A 15,947-nucleotide genomic window follows, 5' to 3' on the forward strand; every position below is an offset into this window, starting at 1 on the left:
TATGTGACCTCCAACATATTCTGCCTAGCAGAATCACCGGGCAAGGGCCCGGTCTGTTGGATCAGTCCCTGTTGAAAGGGTTGGCGGCAATGTCGATTTCGAGCTGGCGCCGGGTCTCCATCATGACGCCAACCAATCCTGCGTCAAAGAGTCGCCGGAACCTTGCAACCGGGGTGGCTACGCTCAATGCCCCGACGACGTCGCCGGCGCGGTTGTGCAGGGCCATCCCCAGGGCGCTGATGCCTTCCTCGGTACCTTCGAAGTTGGCGGCGAATCCGTTGCCGCGGATGGTTTGAAGTTCCCGCAAGAAGGCCGGGTACTCGGCGTCGGGGATGTTGTCGCCGCCGATCTCCGCGTTGCTGCTGCGAAACAGTTGGTCGACCATGGCGGGTTCAAGTTCCGCCAGCATCGCCTTGCCGCCCGAGGCCTTGTGGGCCGGCAGGACTGTTCCTTGGCGGTCGCCAACGCGCAGGGCGCTGGTGCTCTCGACGGTGTCCAGGAACCTGACCTTCGTGCCCACGCGGATCATCAGGTTGACCGTTTCGTTGACCCGCGAACACAACATCTCCATATGCGGCCTGGCCACTTCCCGCAGCAGGCGTGACCAACTCACGCGGGCGGGGCCTGCACCCATGGCCGGCCCGGGAACATAACGCCGGGACTCGTCCTGGACCGCGAAGCCCCGGTATACCAGCATGGCCAGGAGCCGATGGGCGGTGGAAGGAGCCACGCCCAGTTCGTTGGCGGCATCCTTGAGCCTCAGGCTGCCCCCGTCACGCAGGAGTTGAAGTAACAGCAGGGCGTTGTCCACCGTCTCGATGGGGTAGGTAGGTTTTCGTTGGACCGGTAAGTTCTGCATGGCAGAATTATATAGCGAGGCCGTATGAGGTGGCCGACAGTGGTGGGATGAATCACACACCTACCGCCGCGGCGCCGGGAATCACAGGCGGCGCCGGCCTTTTCTCCTCTGGCGCATCGCGGTTCTCGAAGCAGTCCGCCATGGCTGTGCTGGTCTGCTGGCTCCTGGTGGTCTTTGACGGCTACGACCTCATTGTTTACGGCACGGTGCAGTCGTCCCTTATCAATGACACCGGCTGGGGGCTGACGAAGGCCACAGCTGGGACCGTCGGCTCGATGGCGTTCGTTGGCATGATGATAGGCGCCATCTTCGCGGGTCGGATGTCGGACACGTGGGGACGCCGCCGGACCATCATCGGCTGCGCCATTCTTTTCTCCGTCTTCACCATCCTGTGCGCGTTTTCCCCCAACGCCGTCGTCTTCGGTGCCCTCCGACTGTTGGCGGGCATCGGCCTGGGTGGCCTCGTCCCCTCAGCCAACGCGCTCGTGGCAGAACTGGTCCCCACAAAGTGGCGTTCAACGGTGGCCACGCTCATGATGTCTGGCGTACCGATCGGCGGCTCCATCGCCGCGCTGGTAGGGATCCCGCTGATTCCCGCCTTCGGCTGGCCGGCGATGTTCCTGGTCGCCGTGTTGGCCTTGATAGTGGTCATTCCGCTGGGACTCCGCTACCTCCCTGAAACCCTGGCACCGTCCGCGTCCTCCGACGCTGCAGTAGCCCGGGAACCCGCCGGTTTCGGGTCACTGCTCCGGGCGCCGTTCCTCGGCATGAGCCTGCTCTACGCATTCGCCACCTTGGTGACCCTGTTCGCCTGGTACGGCCTCGGCACGTGGCTGCCCAACCTGATGCAGCTGGCCGGTTACAACCTCGGCTCAGCATTGACTTTCGCCCTCGCCCTGAACGTGGGTGCCGTAGCGGGATCCGTCATCACCGCCTGGGCCGGGACCCGGTTCGGCCCGATCCCGACGGCGATCGCCGCCGCCGGCGTCGCTGCCGCCGCGCTGTTCGTGCTGGTCACCGGCCCGCCCGTCGCCGTCGTCTACCTCATGCTGGTCCTGGCCGGCGTGGGAACCCACGGCACGCAGTGCCTCGTCATTGCTGCAGTGGCCAGCCACTACCCTGCGCACCTGCGCGGAACGGCCCTTGGCTGGGCCCTCGGCGTCGGCCGCATAGGCGCCGTCGCGGCACCGCAGGTGGGCGGGCTGCTGCTGGCTGCCGGGCTGGGCGTCAACTCCAACTTCCTGGCTTTCGCCGGTGCGGCAGCCGTGGCAGCCGTCCTGCTGGCAGCCATTTCCGCCAAGATCAATTCCACTACCAAAATCTCTGAAGGAGACAGCAATGTCTGACCTGAAATCGTCCACCGAAGTCCTCGTTATCGGCGGCGGAATGGCCGGCCTGGCCGGGGCCCTCGCGCTGCGGGAGAACGGCGCCGAAGTGACTCTCGTGGAGCGTGCTCCTGAGTTCGGCGAAGTGGGCGCGGGCCTGCAGATGGCCCCCAACGCCTCACGCGTACTGAAGCGTTGGGGCCTGCTGGAGAAGGCCCTCGAAATCGGCGTCCGCCCCAAGCACCTCGTGTTTCGCGACGCAGTGACCGGCGAGGAGCTCACCAGGCAGACGCTCGGCGGCGAATTCGAGGAACGCTATGGCGCTCCCTACGTCGTGATCCACCGCAGCGACCTGCACCGGGTCCTGCTCGACGGCTGTGAGGCGGCGGGCGTCAAACTCGTCAACGACGTCATGGTGGAGAGTGTGGAAACCGTGAACGGCCGCGGCATTGCGCACACCGCCGCCGGCGTTGACTATGAGGCGGACGCCATCATCGGCGCCGATGGACTTAAGTCCACCCTGCGCCCCCTCGTTGCCAACGACGAGCCGGTTTCCTCGGCCTACGTGGCGTACCGCGGTACCGTGCCGATCACCGAAAACACGCCCAAAGCCGACCTTGAAGACGTCATCGTCTACCTTGGACCGGACTGCCACCTGGTGCAGTACCCGCTGCGCAAGGGTGAGCTGCTGAACACCGTCGCGGTGTTCAAGTCCCCCTCCTTCGAACGCGGCGAAGAGCAGTATGGCGGTGTGGATGAACTCGAAGCGGCTTACAAGGACTGCATTCCGGCAGTGCAGGAGGCACTGAAGAATCTTGGCACCGCCATGCGCTGGCCCATGTACGACCGTGACCCGATCGAAAACTGGGTGGCCGGCCGAATGGTCCTGGTGGGTGACGCCGCGCACCCCATGCTCCAGTACCTGGCCCAGGGCGCCTGCCAGGCCCTCGAAGACGCGGCCGTGCTGCAGGACGTCACCAACGGCACCGTCTTCACCGCGGACGGCGTCAACCCCGCAGCCTGGGATGGTGCCATCAAGGAATTCAACACCATCCGTGCCGGCCGCACGGCCCGGGTCCAGCGGAATGCCCGTGTATGGGGCGAGTCGTGGCACGTCTCCGGCCTGGCCCGCACGCTCCGGAATCTGCTGTTCAAGAGCCGGACGGACAACAACTTCCAGTACAACGACTGGCTCTACGGCCATGACCAGCACGGAAGCCCCGCCCGCCCTGAAGCCGCCCCGGCCAAGGCGTTCTCTGCCTAGGACACACTCCTTATCCGCGAGTCCTTGAGGAGGGGCTGGGCGCAGTGCAACCATTGATGCGTGCAGCCCCTCAATCGCTTAAGGGCCGTTCCGGGCCTGCCGGCCTGACCGGGAGCGGCAGTGCGGAACGTCACCCTGTACCTGGACGTCGACGGCGTCGTTTGCCCGTTCGGAGCGACGGGCACGACGCCATGGGGTTCCGGCTGGATACTTGCGAACGCCGGCGTGCTTGAGGTGGCATATGCGGGCCAGCTGGTTGACGGGCTGAACCGGCTTTCCCGGTTGCCTGGAGTCCGGTGCGTGTGGCTCACGAGCTGGGAGGAGATGGCCGCGGAATACTTATGCCCTGCCATCGGACTTGCAGGTGGCCACTGGCCCTGCCTGACAGCGGATGGTGCCGGAACGGGGGAGGGCTGGTGGAAGCTTGCCGCTCTCCAGGAGGACCTGGCGGCCAACGCCCCGGATGGCATCGTGTGGATTGACGATCAGCTCCGCTATGAACAGGAAGCACTGGCGTGGGCCGGATTCCTGGGCCGACGCATCCTCACGGTGTCGCCCGATCCGCGCCGGGGAATCTCTCCCGCCGAGCTGGCCGCCGTCGGTGGGTTTGTCACGGAGCAGCTGTTTTTGACCTGATGCCATGGACGCGTACGATCGATAGGCTTTTACGCCGGTTCCGTTAACTCCACAGGTCATTTCACATGAACTGTAGGTGAAGTATGCGTTGCAGGGCACGGCGGGTAGTGGAACTGCTGAACGTCGACTCAGCAGATTGGGCAACAGGTGGATATCACCTTTATGGTGGCGCTGGTCATCGGACTGGCATTATTTTTTGACTTCACAAATGGATTCCACGACACCGCCAATGCGATGGCTACGCCCATCGCCACCGGTGCCATCAAGCCGAAGACCGCGGTGACTCTCGCGGCAATCCTGAACCTGGTAGGTGCCTTCCTCTCGACGGAAGTGGCCAAAACAGTCTCCGGCGGCATCATCCGGGAAGGCTCGGACGGTGTCCAGATCACGCCGGACATTATTTTCGCCGGGCTTATGGGTGCCATTCTCTGGAACATGATCACGTGGCTCAAGGGACTGCCGTCCAGCTCATCGCATGCGCTCTTCGGCGGGCTGATCGGCGCGGCCATCGCCGGTATCGGGTTCAATTCCGTGAACCTGGAAACGCTGCTGCAGAAGGTCATCCTGCCCGCCATTTTCGCCCCGCTGATTGCCGGCCTGGTGGCGTACCTTTGCACGCGGCTCGCGTATGCCCTGACGTCGCGGCACGATCCGGAAACCGGCAGCAAGCTGACGCAGAAGCGGGGCGGGTTCCGCACCGGCAGATCTTCACGTCCAGCCTCGTGGCGCTGGCCCACGGAACCAACGATGCACAGAAGACCATGGGCATCATCACCCTGGTGCTGATTTCCGCCGGCACCCAGTCCCCGGGTTCGGGCCCGCAGTTCTGGGTCATCACGGCATGCGCCCTAGCCATCGCGGTCGGCACCTATGCCGGTGGCTGGCGCATCATCCGGACCATGGGCTCCGGGTTGACTGAGGTCAAGCCCGCACAGGGGTTTGCGGCCGAGACCAGCACCGCCTCAGCCATCCTTGCGTCCTCCCACCTGGGTTTCGCTCTTTCCACCACGCAGGTGGCGTCCGGCTCCGTCATCGGGTCAGGCATGGGCCGTAAGGGCACCACGGTGCGGTGGAACATGGTGGGCAAGATCGCCCTGGGGTGGCTGTTCACGCTTCCCGCGGCCGGCATTGTGGGCGCGCTGACCGCGCTGCTCGTGAAGACGGGGGTGGTGATTGCCGCCGTCGCCGGCACCGCCGCGGTGCTGTTTATGTTCTTCTACTCCCGCAAGTCCTCGGTGGGCCACCACAATGCCGTGGAAGTCGAAGAAGCGGGCCAGACCGTCCGCTTCGCCAAGAAGAAAGCCCTCGCCCGGGCCCGCGCCAAGGCGAACCAGCACAAGGACGCTCAGCTATGAAGTGGTTGGAACTCTTGACTGTGGCCGGCACCACCCTGGTGTCCGCGGTAACGGTTGTGGTCCTGTATTCGCTGGGCGTGCGGCTGACGGCCATCGCCGGCGACGCCCAGCAGGCCTCACCCCGCGCCAAACGCTACTTCGCCTCCGCCTGCTTCGGCCTCTGCGGCCTGGCTGTGATGTTCGGGCTGTACCTGATCATTCCGTACTTCAGCAAGTAGCCCTTCAGCCCGTCCACACCGCAGCGCTACTCTGGTTCCATGTCCAGGATCCAGTATTTTGTCGCGGCCTCCATCGACGGGTTCATCGCCACCACGAAGGATGACCTCGCCTGGCTTCTTGAGTTCGACGGCTTCGAGGGCGGCAAGGAAAGCTACGAAACCTTCATGGCCGGCGTCGGCTGCATTGTTATGGGCGGCGAGACGTACGCCTGGCTGATGGAGCACGAACCCGGCAACTGGCCGTACCCTTCCACACCCTGTTATGTGTTTACCCGGCACGAGCACGTTGCCCCGGCCGGCACGGACATCACGTTCGTCCGCGGACCCGTCCAGGAGTTCATCCAGGACTTCAGGGACCACGCCGGCGGCTTGAACGTCTGGGTGGTGGGCGGCGGCAACCTCGCTGCGCAGTTCGCCAACGCGGGACTGCTGGATGACCTCATCCTTTCTGTCATCCCCGTGGTCCTGGGCGACGGCAAACGGCTGCTGCCATTGGAGGGCCCGACGTCGCCACTTGAGTTGACGGCGTCCCGCACCTTGGGACGGGGCATAGTGGAGCTCCGCTACACCCTCACCTCCCCGGTTCCGGCGCGCTAGGGAGCTGAACGGACTGAGGCGCTTAGGCCTCCGCGGGCTCGTTGTCCCGCAGCATGTTGGTGAGGCGTGCGGTGGAGAGGCGGCGGCCTTGTTCGTCGGTCATCACGATTTCATGCGTTGTCAGTGTCCGGCCCAGGTGGATCGCGGTGCACGTACCTGTCACGGTGCCCGCGGCGATTGCACGGTGGTGGGTGGCGCTCACTTCGATGCCCAGGGCGTGCCTGCCTGCGCCTGCGTGCATCCCGGCGGCAAAGGATCCCAAGGTTTCGGCCAGCACCACATGGGCGCCGCCGTGCAGGATGCCTGCCACCTGGGTGTTCCCTTCCACCGGCATGGTGGCCACCGTTCGTTCCGGGCTCATCTCGAGGAAGTGGATCCCCATCTTCACCACCAGGGCACCGATGCCCAGGCGGCCGAGCCAGTCGTGGAGGTGCGCCGGGATGCCTGCTGTGACCAATTCCTCAGTGAAGGGCCCGGGCGTGAAATTGTCCATCATGGGAACTAGGCTGGCACCTGTGAGTGAAACTACCAAACCGGCCCCCTTCCCGTCCGAGACCGCAGTGCTTGACGCTGATGCTGCCCTGCAGGACATCAACGTCCTGCCGGCCGGAGGCCAGGTTTCCGCCACGGAAGGCCCCGTGGTTCCCATCACCGGCCAGCCGCGGCTCCTGGTTCTGGACGGCCACTCGATGGCGTTCCGCGCGTTCTTCGCCTTGCCGGCGGACAAGTTCTCCACCGCCAACGGACAGCACACCAACGCCATCCACGGTTTCACGTCCATGCTCATCAACCTGATCAAGGAACAGAAGCCCACCCACATTTGTGTCGCCTTCGACGTCTCGGATGACACCACGCACCGCAAAGCCGAGTACAGCGAGTACAAGGGAGGACGCAACGAAACGCCCCGTGAGATGAGCGGCCAGATCGACCTCATCGACAAGGTCATGGGCGCCTGGGGCATCAAAACCATCAAACTGCCCGGCTATGAGGCCGATGACATCCTGGCCACCCTCGCCGCCATGGGGGAAAAGGCCGGTTTCGAGGTGCTGCTCGTCTCGGGCGACCGTGACGCCTTCCAGCTGATCACGGACAACGTTTTTGTGCTTTACCCGAGGAAGGGCGTCAGCGACATTCCCCGGATGGACGCGGCAGCCATCCAGGAAAAGTATTTTGTGACGCCCGCGCAGTATTCGGACCTTGCCGCTTTGGTGGGCGAGACCGCGGACAATCTTCCGGGCGTTCCGGGCGTCGGCCCGAAAACCGCGGCCAAGTGGATCAACCTTTACGGCGGTCTTGAGGGCGTCCTCGAGCACCTGGATGCGATCGGCGGCAAGGTGGGCGATGCCCTCCGGGAAAACGTGGAGGACGTCAAACGCAACCGACGCCTGAACAGGCTCCACACGGATCTCGAACTTCCGCTCACCCTGGATGATCTCGCGGAACCGCGGCCGGACGAAGCCGCGCTGGAGGCTTTGTTCGACGAACTTGAATTCAAGACCATCCGTTCCCGGCTCTTTGCCCTGTACGGCAGCGAGGACGTGGAATCTGCGGAGCGCGAAACCATCGCCGCGCCGGACTTCGTGATTCCCGCCGGGGCCGCCGAGCTGGGTGCCTTCCTGGCGGCGGGCGCTGGCAAGACGTCGGCAGTCGCCGTCGACCTGGTGCCCGGGCGGATCGGCGAGGACGCCGCCGCACTGGCCATCGTCCGTGACGATGCCGCCGTCTATATCGACCTCGCCGCGCAGGACGCCGCAGCCGAAAACGTCCTGGCGGACTGGCTGCGCGATGAAAGCTCGTCAAAGGTCATGCACGGCTACAAGGCTGCGTTGAAGGCCCTGTCCAGCCGTGGCCTGGGACTGGAAGGCGTAGTGGATGACACGTCAATTTCCGGATACCTCATCCAGCCGGACCGCCGCACGTATGAACTCGCCGAGTTGGCCCAGCATCACCTCAACGTCAGTGTTCCGTCCGAGGCCTCCAAGGCGGGCCAGCTGGAGCTGGCGTTCGACGACGCCGCCGCCGCCGGCGCGCTGGTCCAGGTGGCGGCCGTGGTCCAGGCCCTGAGCCGGCACTTCGCATCAGAGCTCACCGAACGCAAGGCGGGGGACCTGCTGACCACCCTGGAACTGCCCGTCAGCCGGGTGCTGGCCGACATGGAAACAGCGGGCATCGCCATCGACCTGCCGCGCATGGACGAGCAGATCGCCGATCTGGCCAAAGTGATCGACAACGCGCAGGAACTTGCCTTCGCCGCGATCGGCCACGAGGTTAATCTCGGATCGCCCAAGCAGTTGCAGACCGTGCTCTTTGACGAACTCGAATTGCCGAAAACGAAGAAGATCAAGTCCGGCTACACCACCGATGCCGCGTCGCTGAAGAACCTGCTGGAAAAGACCGGCCACGAATTCCTGGTCCAGCTGATGGCGCACCGGGAGTCCTCGAAGCTGCGCCAGATGCTGGAGTCGCTCAAGAAGTCCGTGACGGAAGACGGCCGGATCCACACCACCTACGCGCAGAACGTGGCAGCGACGGGCCGGATCTCCTCCAACAATCCCAACCTGCAGAACATCCCCATCCGCAGCGAGGAAGGCCGTCGCGTCCGCGGCATCTTTGTGGTCAGCGACGGCTACGAGTGCCTGCTGTCTGCGGACTACTCACAGATCGAAATGCGGATCATGGCGCACCTTTCGGGCGACGCAGGCCTGATCCAGGCCTACCAGGACGGCGAAGACCTCCACCGGTTTGTGGGCTCGAACATCTTCCACGTGCCCACCGAAGAAGTCACCAGTGCCATGCGCTCCAAGGTCAAGGCGATGTCCTACGGCCTCGCCTATGGCCTCACATCGTTTGGCCTGTCCAAGCAGCTGGAAATTTCCGTGGACGAGGCCCGCACGCTGATGAAGGACTACTTTGACCGGTTCGGCGCCGTCCGCGACTACCTCCGCGGAGTGGTGGACCAGGCCCGGGTGGACGGCTATACGGCCACCATCGAGGGGCGTCGCCGCTACCTGCCGGACCTCACCAGCACGGACCGGCAGCTTCGCGAAAACGCGGAGCGCATCGCCCTGAACTCACCCATCCAGGGATCGGCCGCGGACATCATCAAACGCGCCATGCTGGGCGTGCACGCTGAACTGGCGGCCCAGGGCCTGAAGTCGCGCATGCTCCTGCAGGTCCACGACGAACTGGTCCTTGAAGTCGCCGCCGGCGAACGTGTTGCGGTGGAGAAGCTCGTCACCGAGCAGATGGGCTCCGCCGCGGACCTCAGCATCCCGCTGGATGTCCAGATCGGGGTGGGCCCCAGCTGGTACGACGCCGGCCACTAGGCTGCTGGGAACGAATGGGTGGGGCGCGATGGACAAGTACGACGTCAAGAAACAGTTCAAGGATCTGTACGCGCCCCGGGCCCGGGACTTCGAAGTGGTCACCGTCCCTCCGCTGAGCTACCTGATGCTGGACGGGCAAGGTAATCCGGGGACGGCCCCCGCCTACGCCGCCGCCCTCGAGGCCCTGTATTCGGTGTCCTACGCCGTCAAGTTCGCCAGCAAGCACGCGGGCCGGGACTACGTCGTCGGGCCGCTGGAGGGCCTGTGGACAGCAGACGATCCTGACGCCTTCACCCGGGGCGAGAAGAACAGCTGGAAGTGGACCATGATGATCCATCAGCCAGGCTGGATCGGCGCCGCCGAGGTGCAGGACGGTATCGCGGAGGCGGCGGCGAAGAACGTTCCGGGGCTGGACCTGCTCCGCCTTGAGACCCTCGATGAAGGCCTCTCGCTGCAGATCCTGCACATCGGCAGCTACGACGACGAGGCCCCCACGCTGCACCGCCTGCACAGTGAATACATTCCGTCCAAGGGCTTCGGATTTGCCGGCCTGCACCACGAGACCTACCTCAGCGACGCCCGCCGGGTGGCACCGGAAAAGCTCAAAACCATCCTCCGCCAACCCGTGCGGCGGCTCTGAGCCATTTCCCGCCGGCTCTGCGGAACTTCCTGCCTGCGAGCGTGTTGCTGCTGGCCAGGCGCCGGAATCATTGGTTAGGCTCGGCGGTGTGGCCGAACTGAGTGATGACTATGAAATCCGGCGCTTCCCAGCGGCATCCAAAGGCGAGGCGGGTTATCCCGACGCCGAATCATGGGTGAAGGCGGTCGCCTTTGGCTTCCACGAATCCACGCGGACACCGGAGCATGTTGCCAAATCCTTGGAGACCTACGCAGCTGACCGGCGGATCTTCACCGGCGCCTACCAGACCCGGGAAGTCGCGCCTGGGTCGCTCCCCGCGGAGGTACCGGTGGCAACCTTCGGCACCCTGCGCAAAACACTCAACATCGGCTTCGGCCGGCTGCTGGAAACGCAACTGGTCACAGCTGTGACGGTCCGGACCTCACATCGGCGGCGCGGCTTGCTGCGCCGGATGATGTCCGAGGACCTGGCCATGGCGAAAAACGATGGCCCGGCAATGGCCGCCCTGACAGCGTCAGAAGGCTCCATCTATGGGCGCTTTGGCTACGGCGTGGCCAGCTTCGAACGGACCGTGAAAGTGGACACCACTGCCCGGTTCCGGCTCAACCATCACGGCGTCGGTACCGTGGACATCGCGGACCCCCGTGTGCTGCTGGACCTGGCGCCGGTCGTCTTCGACCGCGTGCACCGCCTGACGCCGGGATCGATCGGCCGCCAGGACTGGTACCGCCAGCTTGCTTCAGGTTCCTTGGGCCGCGAGGGCAAGGAAGATCCTGCCGTCAAGGCGGCACTGCACTACGGCCCCGACGGCGCCGTGGACGGCTACGTCTCTTACAAATTCCTTGGCTGGGACACCGAGCCCTACACCATGCAGGTGGTGGACCTCGTGGCGGCCACGAACGAGGCGTACCTGGAGCTCTGGCAGTTCCTGGCCGCCATCGACCTGGTGGAACGCATCACGTGGGACGAAGCACCGCTGGATGACCCGCTCACGTGGGCACTGGCCGATCCCCGCTGCATCGACTCCTCAGACAGCCGGGACATGCTCTGGCTCCGCATCCTGGACGTGGCCCAGGCGCTGGAAGCCCGGCATTACCCGCTGGACGGCAGGCTGGTGCTCGAGGTGCAGGACCCGCTTGGTCTCACGGCGGGAACGTTTGCCGTGGACGTCAGCGGCGGCGAGGCCGCCGTCGTGCGTCTGGCAGCTGCGCAGGATCCGGACCTGACGCTGGATGTCTCCGCGCTGTCATCCATCTACCTCGGCGCTGTCAGCCCGGTGACGCTGACGGCGGCGGGCCGGATCCGTGAACACACCCAGGGCGCGGCGCTCCGGGCCCGCGGGATGTTCGCGGTGGAGCGCGCCACGCACTGCCTCACACACTTCTGAGCCCCGGCATTGCAGGCACGCTCAGCCAGGCCGCTCGTTGCCATGCGCTTTGACCCTCGTTGGCCGCTGCGACTAGAATAAGTGGGCGCGTACTACGTGCGCGTTTCTAGAATCCACAAATCAGGAAGACCCGGAAGATCCCTGCGATCGCCCGAAGACCTGCGCCTGCGTTCCATAACGCGGGCGCGGCGGTTTGCCTGACCGACTTACTATCCACAACGGAGCCCCTACTACATGACCATCACCTCCACCGAGAAGCCCGGTACCCCCGTAGTCGCCATTAACGACATCGGTACCGCTGAGGACTTCCTCGCAGCAGTCGACGCCACCATCAAGTACTTCAACGACGGAGACCTCGTCGAAGGTACCGTCGTCAAGGTCGACCGCGATGAAGTTCTGCTCGACATCGGTTACAAGACCGAAGGTGTCATCCCCTCCCGCGAGCTGTCCATCAAGCACGACGTTGATCCCGGAGACGTTGTCTCCGTTGGCGATCTCGTCGAAGCCCTGGTGCTCACCAAGGAAGACAAAGAAGGCCGCCTGATCCTCTCCAAGAAGCGGGCTCAGTACGAGCGCGCCTGGGGCGACATCGAGAAGGTCAAGGAAGAAGACGGTGTTGTCACCGGTACCGTCATCGAGGTTGTCAAGGGTGGTCTTATCCTCGACATCGGTCTGCGCGGCTTCCTGCCCGCATCCCTCGTCGAGATGCGCCGTGTGCGCGACCTCGCTCCGTACATCGGTCAGAAGATCGAAGCCAAAATCATCGAGCTGGACAAGAACCGCAACAACGTTGTGCTGTCCCGCCGTGCCTGGCTCGAGCAGACCCAGTCCGAGGTCCGCTCCACGTTCCTCAACAAGCTGGAAAAGGGCCAGGTTCGTCCCGGCGTTGTTTCCTCTATCGTCAACTTCGGTGCCTTCGTGGACCTGGGCGGCGTAGACGGCCTCGTTCACGTTTCCGAGCTGTCCTGGAAGCACATCGACCACCCGTCCGAGGTTGTCGAAGTTGGCCAGGAAGTCACTGTCGAGGTTCTCGAAGTCGACCTGGACCGCGAGCGTGTTTCCCTGTCGCTCAAGGCTACGCAGGAAGATCCGTGGCAGACCTTCGCCCGCACCCACGCCCTCGGGCAGGTTGTTCCGGGTAAGGTCACCAAGCTCGTTCCGTTCGGTGCGTTCGTACGCGTCGAAGACGGCATCGAAGGCCTCGTGCACATCTCCGAACTGGCAGTCCGCCACGTGGAGCTGGCTGAGCAGGTTGTCTCCGTTGGTGACGAGCTGTTCGTCAAGGTCATCGACATCGACCTCGAGCGCCGCCGCATCTCCCTCTCCCTCAAGCAGGCTAACGAGGGCGTTGACGCCGAGTCCACCGAATTCGATCCGGCTCTCTACGGCATGTCCGCTGAGTACGACGAAGAGGGCAACTACAAGTACCCGGAGGGCTTCGACCCGGAGTCCAACGAGTGGCTTGAAGGCTACGAGAACCAGCGCGCCGTCTGGGAGCAGCAGTACGCTGACGCCCAGACCCGCTGGGAAGCACACAAGAAGCAGGTTGCCCAGCACGCTGCTGACGACGCTGCAGCTGCAACGTCCGGTGACAGCGATTCCGGCACCACCAGCTACTCTTCGGAGCCTGCTGCCGAGTCCAACGCCGGGGCCGGTACCCTTGCTTCGGACGAGGCTCTTGCAGCTCTGCGCGAGAAGCTGACCGGCAACTAATTGCCACCGGCCCGGGGCTTCCCGGGCCAGCACAGCGGGCCCCTGCGAAGGCAGGGGCCCGCTGTGCTTAATGCGCCATCCGTGGTTGGCCGGCCATCTGACCAGCACTTAATGCTCCCAAACGAGGCTTTCGGTGCGTCTACTGCGAGTTAGTTGAGAGTACGACGACGGCACTCACCGCGCCGCCGTCGTCGTGCGTCAGGACCGCGCCAGCGGCGGTGAGGAGCCGCTGCGCGCCGATGTTGGCTGCCGTGGTGTTGGCCACGACCTGGTGCAGTCCCGCGCGGCGGGCTTCCGCCAACACCAGCCGCAACGCGGCGCCGCCGACACCGTGGCGGCGGTAGCTCCGGCCCAGCCAGATGCCCGTCTCAGCTGTTTCGTGTTGCGCCGTTTCCGCGTCCGTCAGCTTGAGCCTGATCGCGCCGGCCGGGCTGCCGTCGCATAGCACTGCCCAGCTCTTTTCCGCTACCGGTCCCTCCAGTCCCGCGGCTGCAGACCGGTGGTAGACGCGGAACCAGTCGATGCGTTCGGCATTCCAGCCCGTCCCGTTGCCCAGCGGCGGCGTGACGTCATCCGCGGACGCATCCAGCTGCGCCAGCTGCAGCAGCCGCTCCAGCATGGGGTCGTCGACGTCTGCCAGACGGACTTCAGGGCAGCGGGACATCGAGCCACTCCGTTCCGGCCGGCGTGAGCACGGTTCTCCCGGCGGTGAGTGACAACACGCGATCGGTGGCGGCAGAAACTTCCGCGGCATCGTCAGGCACGGCCAGGCGAAGGACCGTGTCCTGCGCTCCGTAGGTGGTTTCCGCCATCACAAACCCGGCCGCGCGAAGGTCGTTCTCCAGCCGTCCCGCGGCGGAGTGCGGCACCGACGCCGAACAGATCCGCAGCCGGCTGCGACGAACCAGTGGGGCCCGTTGCAGGGCCGCGGAAACCGACTCGGAATATGCACGCACCAGCCCACCCGCCCCCAGCAGGATGCCGCCGAAGTAGCGGACGACGACGGCGCTGACGTCGCTGAGGTCCGTCACGCCCGGCGCTGTTTCCCTCTTGATGATGGCCTCCAGCATGGGGATGCCGGCCGTGCCGGAGGGCTCGCCGTCGTCATTGGAGCGTTGGATGTCCCGGTCCGGCCCCAGGACGAACGCCGAGCAGTGGTGGCGGGCATCGTGGAACTCGCGGCGCAGGGCGGCCACCAGATCCCGCGCGGTGTCCTCATTGTCCGCGCGGCGCAGCACCGTGATGAACCTGGAGCGTTTGATCTCGATCTCGTGCCGGAACTCCGGCCCCAACGCGAGCGTGGTGTAGGCGGTGGCCCTGCTGTCTGCGGCGTCAGTGCTCTGTGTATCCGCTGTTTGTGCCACGTCTTCAGTTTAGGGTGGTGGGATGCTGAAGATCGGTTTGACGGGCGGCATCGCCTCAGGGAAGTCAGTGGTCGCCACACGCCTGGCGGAGCTCGGTGCGGTGCTGGTGGACGCGGATGCGCTGGCTCGGGACGTCGTTGAACCGGGAACGCCGGGGCTGGCCAGCGTGGTGGAAGCCTTTGGAGAGGAAATGCTCGACGGCGGCGGCCGGCTGGATCGGGCCAGGCTGGGTGCCGTGGTGTTCGGCAATCCCTCGCAGCTGGCCGTGCTGAACGGCATTGTGCACCCGCTGGTCCGGGCCGCCGCGGCCAGGATCATCGCCACAGCCCCGGCCGGCGCCATTGTGGTCCAGGACATTCCACTGCTCGTGGAGACGGGCCAGGGGAGCGGCTTCCATCTTGTCCTTGTGGTGGACGCGGCCGATGACGTCAGGATCGCCCGGATGCTCGAACACCGCGGCATGACGGCCGAGGACGCCCGGTCACGCATGGCTGCCCAGGCCTCGCGCGGGGCGCGGCTGGCCGCTGCCGACGTCGTGCTGGACAACTCCGGATCACTGGCGGACGTGACGGCGCAGGTGGACCGGCTCTGGGCCGAACGACTGGTGCCGTTCGCGCGCAATCTCCGGCGCAGCGTCAGGGCGGTCAGGGCAGGCATGGCAGTCTTGTCGGTGCCGCAGCAGGATTGGGCGGTCCAGGCTGCACGGCTTGGCGCCCGAATCACGGCCGCAGCACCGGACGACATCCTGGCTGTGGACCATATCGGCTCCACAGCCGTGCCTGGCCTGGCAGCCAAGGACGTCATCGACCTCCAGGTCACGGTGTCCGATCTCAACGCCGCGGACCGGATCGCACCGCTGCTGGCCGCTGCTGGCTTCCCGGCCGTGCCGGGGGTTGGCTTCGACACTCCGAAACTGACGGATCCGGACCCGGCGCAGTGGCAAAAACGCTTCCACGCCAACGCGGACCCCGGCCGCCCCGCCAACGTGCACGTACGGGCGGCCGGATCGGCCGGCTGGCGCTACGCGCTGCTCTTCCGCGACTGGCTCAGGAACGACACGGAAGCCGCCGCCTTGTATGAAGACCATAAACGCGCGTTGACCGAACAGTTTGCCGGCAGTAGAGGTACCCACGCCTATGCGGAGGCGAAGGAGCCGTGGTTCACGGACGTCGCCTGGCCGCGTATGGACGGTTGGGCTGCGCGCACGGGGTGGGTGCCGCCGTCGTACGCGCCCTGATCCTGTCCGCCCGTTTAGGGTGATGT

General features: G+C 65.2%; 14 protein-coding genes and 1 pseudogene. 11 read left to right on the forward strand and 4 right to left on the reverse strand.

All coding sequences use genetic code 11. The features are described 5' to 3' along the window. Positions 1–61 precede the first annotated feature (61 nt). Positions 62–859 (reverse strand): IclR family transcriptional regulator, encoded by a 798-nt coding sequence (locus NG697_RS05415; RefSeq protein ID WP_252607932.1) that lies wholly within the window; start codon positions 857–859, stop codon positions 62–64. 47 nt (positions 860–906) lie between these two features. Here NG697_RS05415 and NG697_RS05420 point away from each other — a divergent pair, with 47 nt between their 5' ends. The 6 genes and pseudogenes from NG697_RS05420 (at position 907) to NG697_RS05445 (ending at position 6,254) form a co-directional block, all read left to right on the forward strand. Beyond that, a complete protein-coding gene (locus NG697_RS05420) occupies positions 907–2,205 on the forward strand; it encodes an MFS transporter (RefSeq protein WP_252613746.1) in 1,299 nt (432 codons plus the stop codon). Then, positions 2,198–3,448, forward strand: coding sequence for an FAD-dependent oxidoreductase (locus NG697_RS05425; RefSeq protein WP_252613747.1), 1,251 nt, complete (start codon positions 2,198–2,200; stop codon positions 3,446–3,448). Before NG697_RS05420 ends, NG697_RS05425 begins: the two co-directional genes overlap by 8 nt. Before the next feature lie 120 nt (positions 3,449–3,568). After that, positions 3,569–4,084: an HAD domain-containing protein gene (locus NG697_RS05430; protein WP_252598754.1), complete on the forward strand. Its 516-nt coding sequence runs from the start codon at positions 3,569–3,571 to the stop codon at positions 4,082–4,084. 147 nt (positions 4,085–4,231) lie between these two features. Continuing rightward, positions 4,232–5,439 (forward strand): annotated as a pseudogene (locus NG697_RS05435) (inorganic phosphate transporter). Beyond that, a complete protein-coding gene (locus tag NG697_RS05440) occupies positions 5,436–5,657 on the forward strand; it encodes a hypothetical protein (protein WP_252598755.1) in 222 nt (73 codons plus the stop codon). The pseudogene NG697_RS05435 and the gene NG697_RS05440 overlap by 4 nt, the downstream one beginning before the upstream one ends. A 39-nt stretch (positions 5,658–5,696) precedes the next feature. Then, the gene (locus NG697_RS05445; RefSeq protein ID WP_252598756.1) at positions 5,697–6,254 is read left to right on the forward strand and encodes a dihydrofolate reductase family protein; all 558 of its coding nucleotides are present in this window, start codon (positions 5,697–5,699) and stop codon (positions 6,252–6,254) included. 22 nt (positions 6,255–6,276) lie between these two features. On the opposite strand, the gene NG697_RS05450 is transcribed toward NG697_RS05445, so the two are convergent. After that, positions 6,277–6,750 (reverse strand): hotdog fold thioesterase, encoded by a 474-nt coding sequence (locus NG697_RS05450; RefSeq protein WP_099093412.1) that lies wholly within the window; start codon positions 6,748–6,750, stop codon positions 6,277–6,279. Between the two features lie 193 nt (positions 6,751–6,943). Here NG697_RS05450 and polA point away from each other — a divergent pair, with 193 nt between their 5' ends. The 4 genes from polA to rpsA all read left to right on the forward strand — a co-directional run bounded on the left by polA (position 6,944) and on the right by rpsA (position 13,320). After that, positions 6,944–9,580 (forward strand): DNA polymerase I, encoded by a 2,637-nt coding sequence (polA, locus tag NG697_RS05455; protein WP_252613781.1) that lies wholly within the window; start codon positions 6,944–6,946, stop codon positions 9,578–9,580. 28 nt (positions 9,581–9,608) lie between these two features. After that, the gene (locus NG697_RS05460; protein WP_252613748.1) at positions 9,609–10,220 is read left to right on the forward strand and encodes a GyrI-like domain-containing protein; all 612 of its coding nucleotides are present in this window, start codon (positions 9,609–9,611) and stop codon (positions 10,218–10,220) included. 97 nt (positions 10,221–10,317) lie between these two features. Then, a complete protein-coding gene (locus NG697_RS05465; RefSeq protein ID WP_252613782.1) occupies positions 10,318–11,607 on the forward strand; it encodes a GNAT family N-acetyltransferase in 1,290 nt (429 codons plus the stop codon). 234 nt (positions 11,608–11,841) lie between these two features. Further along, positions 11,842–13,320 carry a 30S ribosomal protein S1 gene (gene rpsA, locus NG697_RS05470; protein WP_056339708.1) on the forward strand — a complete coding sequence of 493 codons (1,479 nt, stop codon included), beginning with the start codon at positions 11,842–11,844 and terminating at the stop codon, positions 13,318–13,320. A 139-nt stretch (positions 13,321–13,459) separates the two neighbouring features. Here rpsA and NG697_RS05475 read toward each other — a convergent pair whose 3' ends face one another. Then, positions 13,460–13,984 (reverse strand): GNAT family N-acetyltransferase, encoded by a 525-nt coding sequence (locus NG697_RS05475; protein WP_252598758.1) that lies wholly within the window; start codon positions 13,982–13,984, stop codon positions 13,460–13,462. Next, the gene (locus NG697_RS05480; RefSeq protein WP_252598759.1) at positions 13,968–14,684 is read right to left on the reverse strand and encodes an IMPACT family protein; all 717 of its coding nucleotides are present in this window, start codon (positions 14,682–14,684) and stop codon (positions 13,968–13,970) included. The genes NG697_RS05475 and NG697_RS05480 overlap by 17 nt, the downstream gene beginning before the upstream one ends. 22 nt (positions 14,685–14,706) lie before the next feature. On the opposite strand from NG697_RS05480, the gene coaE reads away from it, so the two are divergent. Continuing rightward, positions 14,707–15,921: a dephospho-CoA kinase gene (coaE, locus tag NG697_RS05485; RefSeq protein ID WP_252598760.1), complete on the forward strand. Its 1,215-nt coding sequence runs from the start codon at positions 14,707–14,709 to the stop codon at positions 15,919–15,921. The last annotated feature ends 26 nt before the right edge of the window (positions 15,922–15,947 follow it).

The sequence above is a fragment of the Pseudarthrobacter raffinosi genome (genome assembly GCF_023913835.1).
Taxonomy (GTDB): domain Bacteria; phylum Actinomycetota; class Actinomycetes; order Actinomycetales; family Micrococcaceae; genus Arthrobacter; species Arthrobacter raffinosi.

Bases quoted from the DNA above. Each gene is read 5' to 3' on its own strand.
- NG697_RS05415 (WP_252607932.1), bottom strand. From the start codon at position 859: ATGCAGAACTTACCGGTCCAACGAAAACCTACCTACCCCATCGAGACG.
- NG697_RS05420 (WP_252613746.1), top strand. From the start codon at position 907: ATGAATCACACACCTACCGCCGCGGCGCCGGGAATCACAGGCGGCGCC.
- NG697_RS05425 (WP_252613747.1), top strand. From the start codon at position 2,198: ATGTCTGACCTGAAATCGTCCACCGAAGTCCTCGTTATCGGCGGCGGA.
- NG697_RS05440 (WP_252598755.1), top strand. From the start codon at position 5,436: ATGAAGTGGTTGGAACTCTTGACTGTGGCCGGCACCACCCTGGTGTCC.
- NG697_RS05445 (WP_252598756.1), top strand. From the start codon at position 5,697: ATGTCCAGGATCCAGTATTTTGTCGCGGCCTCCATCGACGGGTTCATC.
- NG697_RS05450 (WP_099093412.1), bottom strand. From the start codon at position 6,750: ATGATGGACAATTTCACGCCCGGGCCCTTCACTGAGGAATTGGTCACA.
- polA (WP_252613781.1), top strand. From the start codon at position 6,944: ATGGCGTTCCGCGCGTTCTTCGCCTTGCCGGCGGACAAGTTCTCCACC.
- NG697_RS05460 (WP_252613748.1), top strand. From the start codon at position 9,609: ATGGACAAGTACGACGTCAAGAAACAGTTCAAGGATCTGTACGCGCCC.
- rpsA (WP_056339708.1), top strand. From the start codon at position 11,842: ATGACCATCACCTCCACCGAGAAGCCCGGTACCCCCGTAGTCGCCATT.
- NG697_RS05475 (WP_252598758.1), bottom strand. From the start codon at position 13,984: ATGTCCCGCTGCCCTGAAGTCCGTCTGGCAGACGTCGACGACCCCATG.
- coaE (WP_252598760.1), top strand. From the start codon at position 14,707: ATGCTGAAGATCGGTTTGACGGGCGGCATCGCCTCAGGGAAGTCAGTG.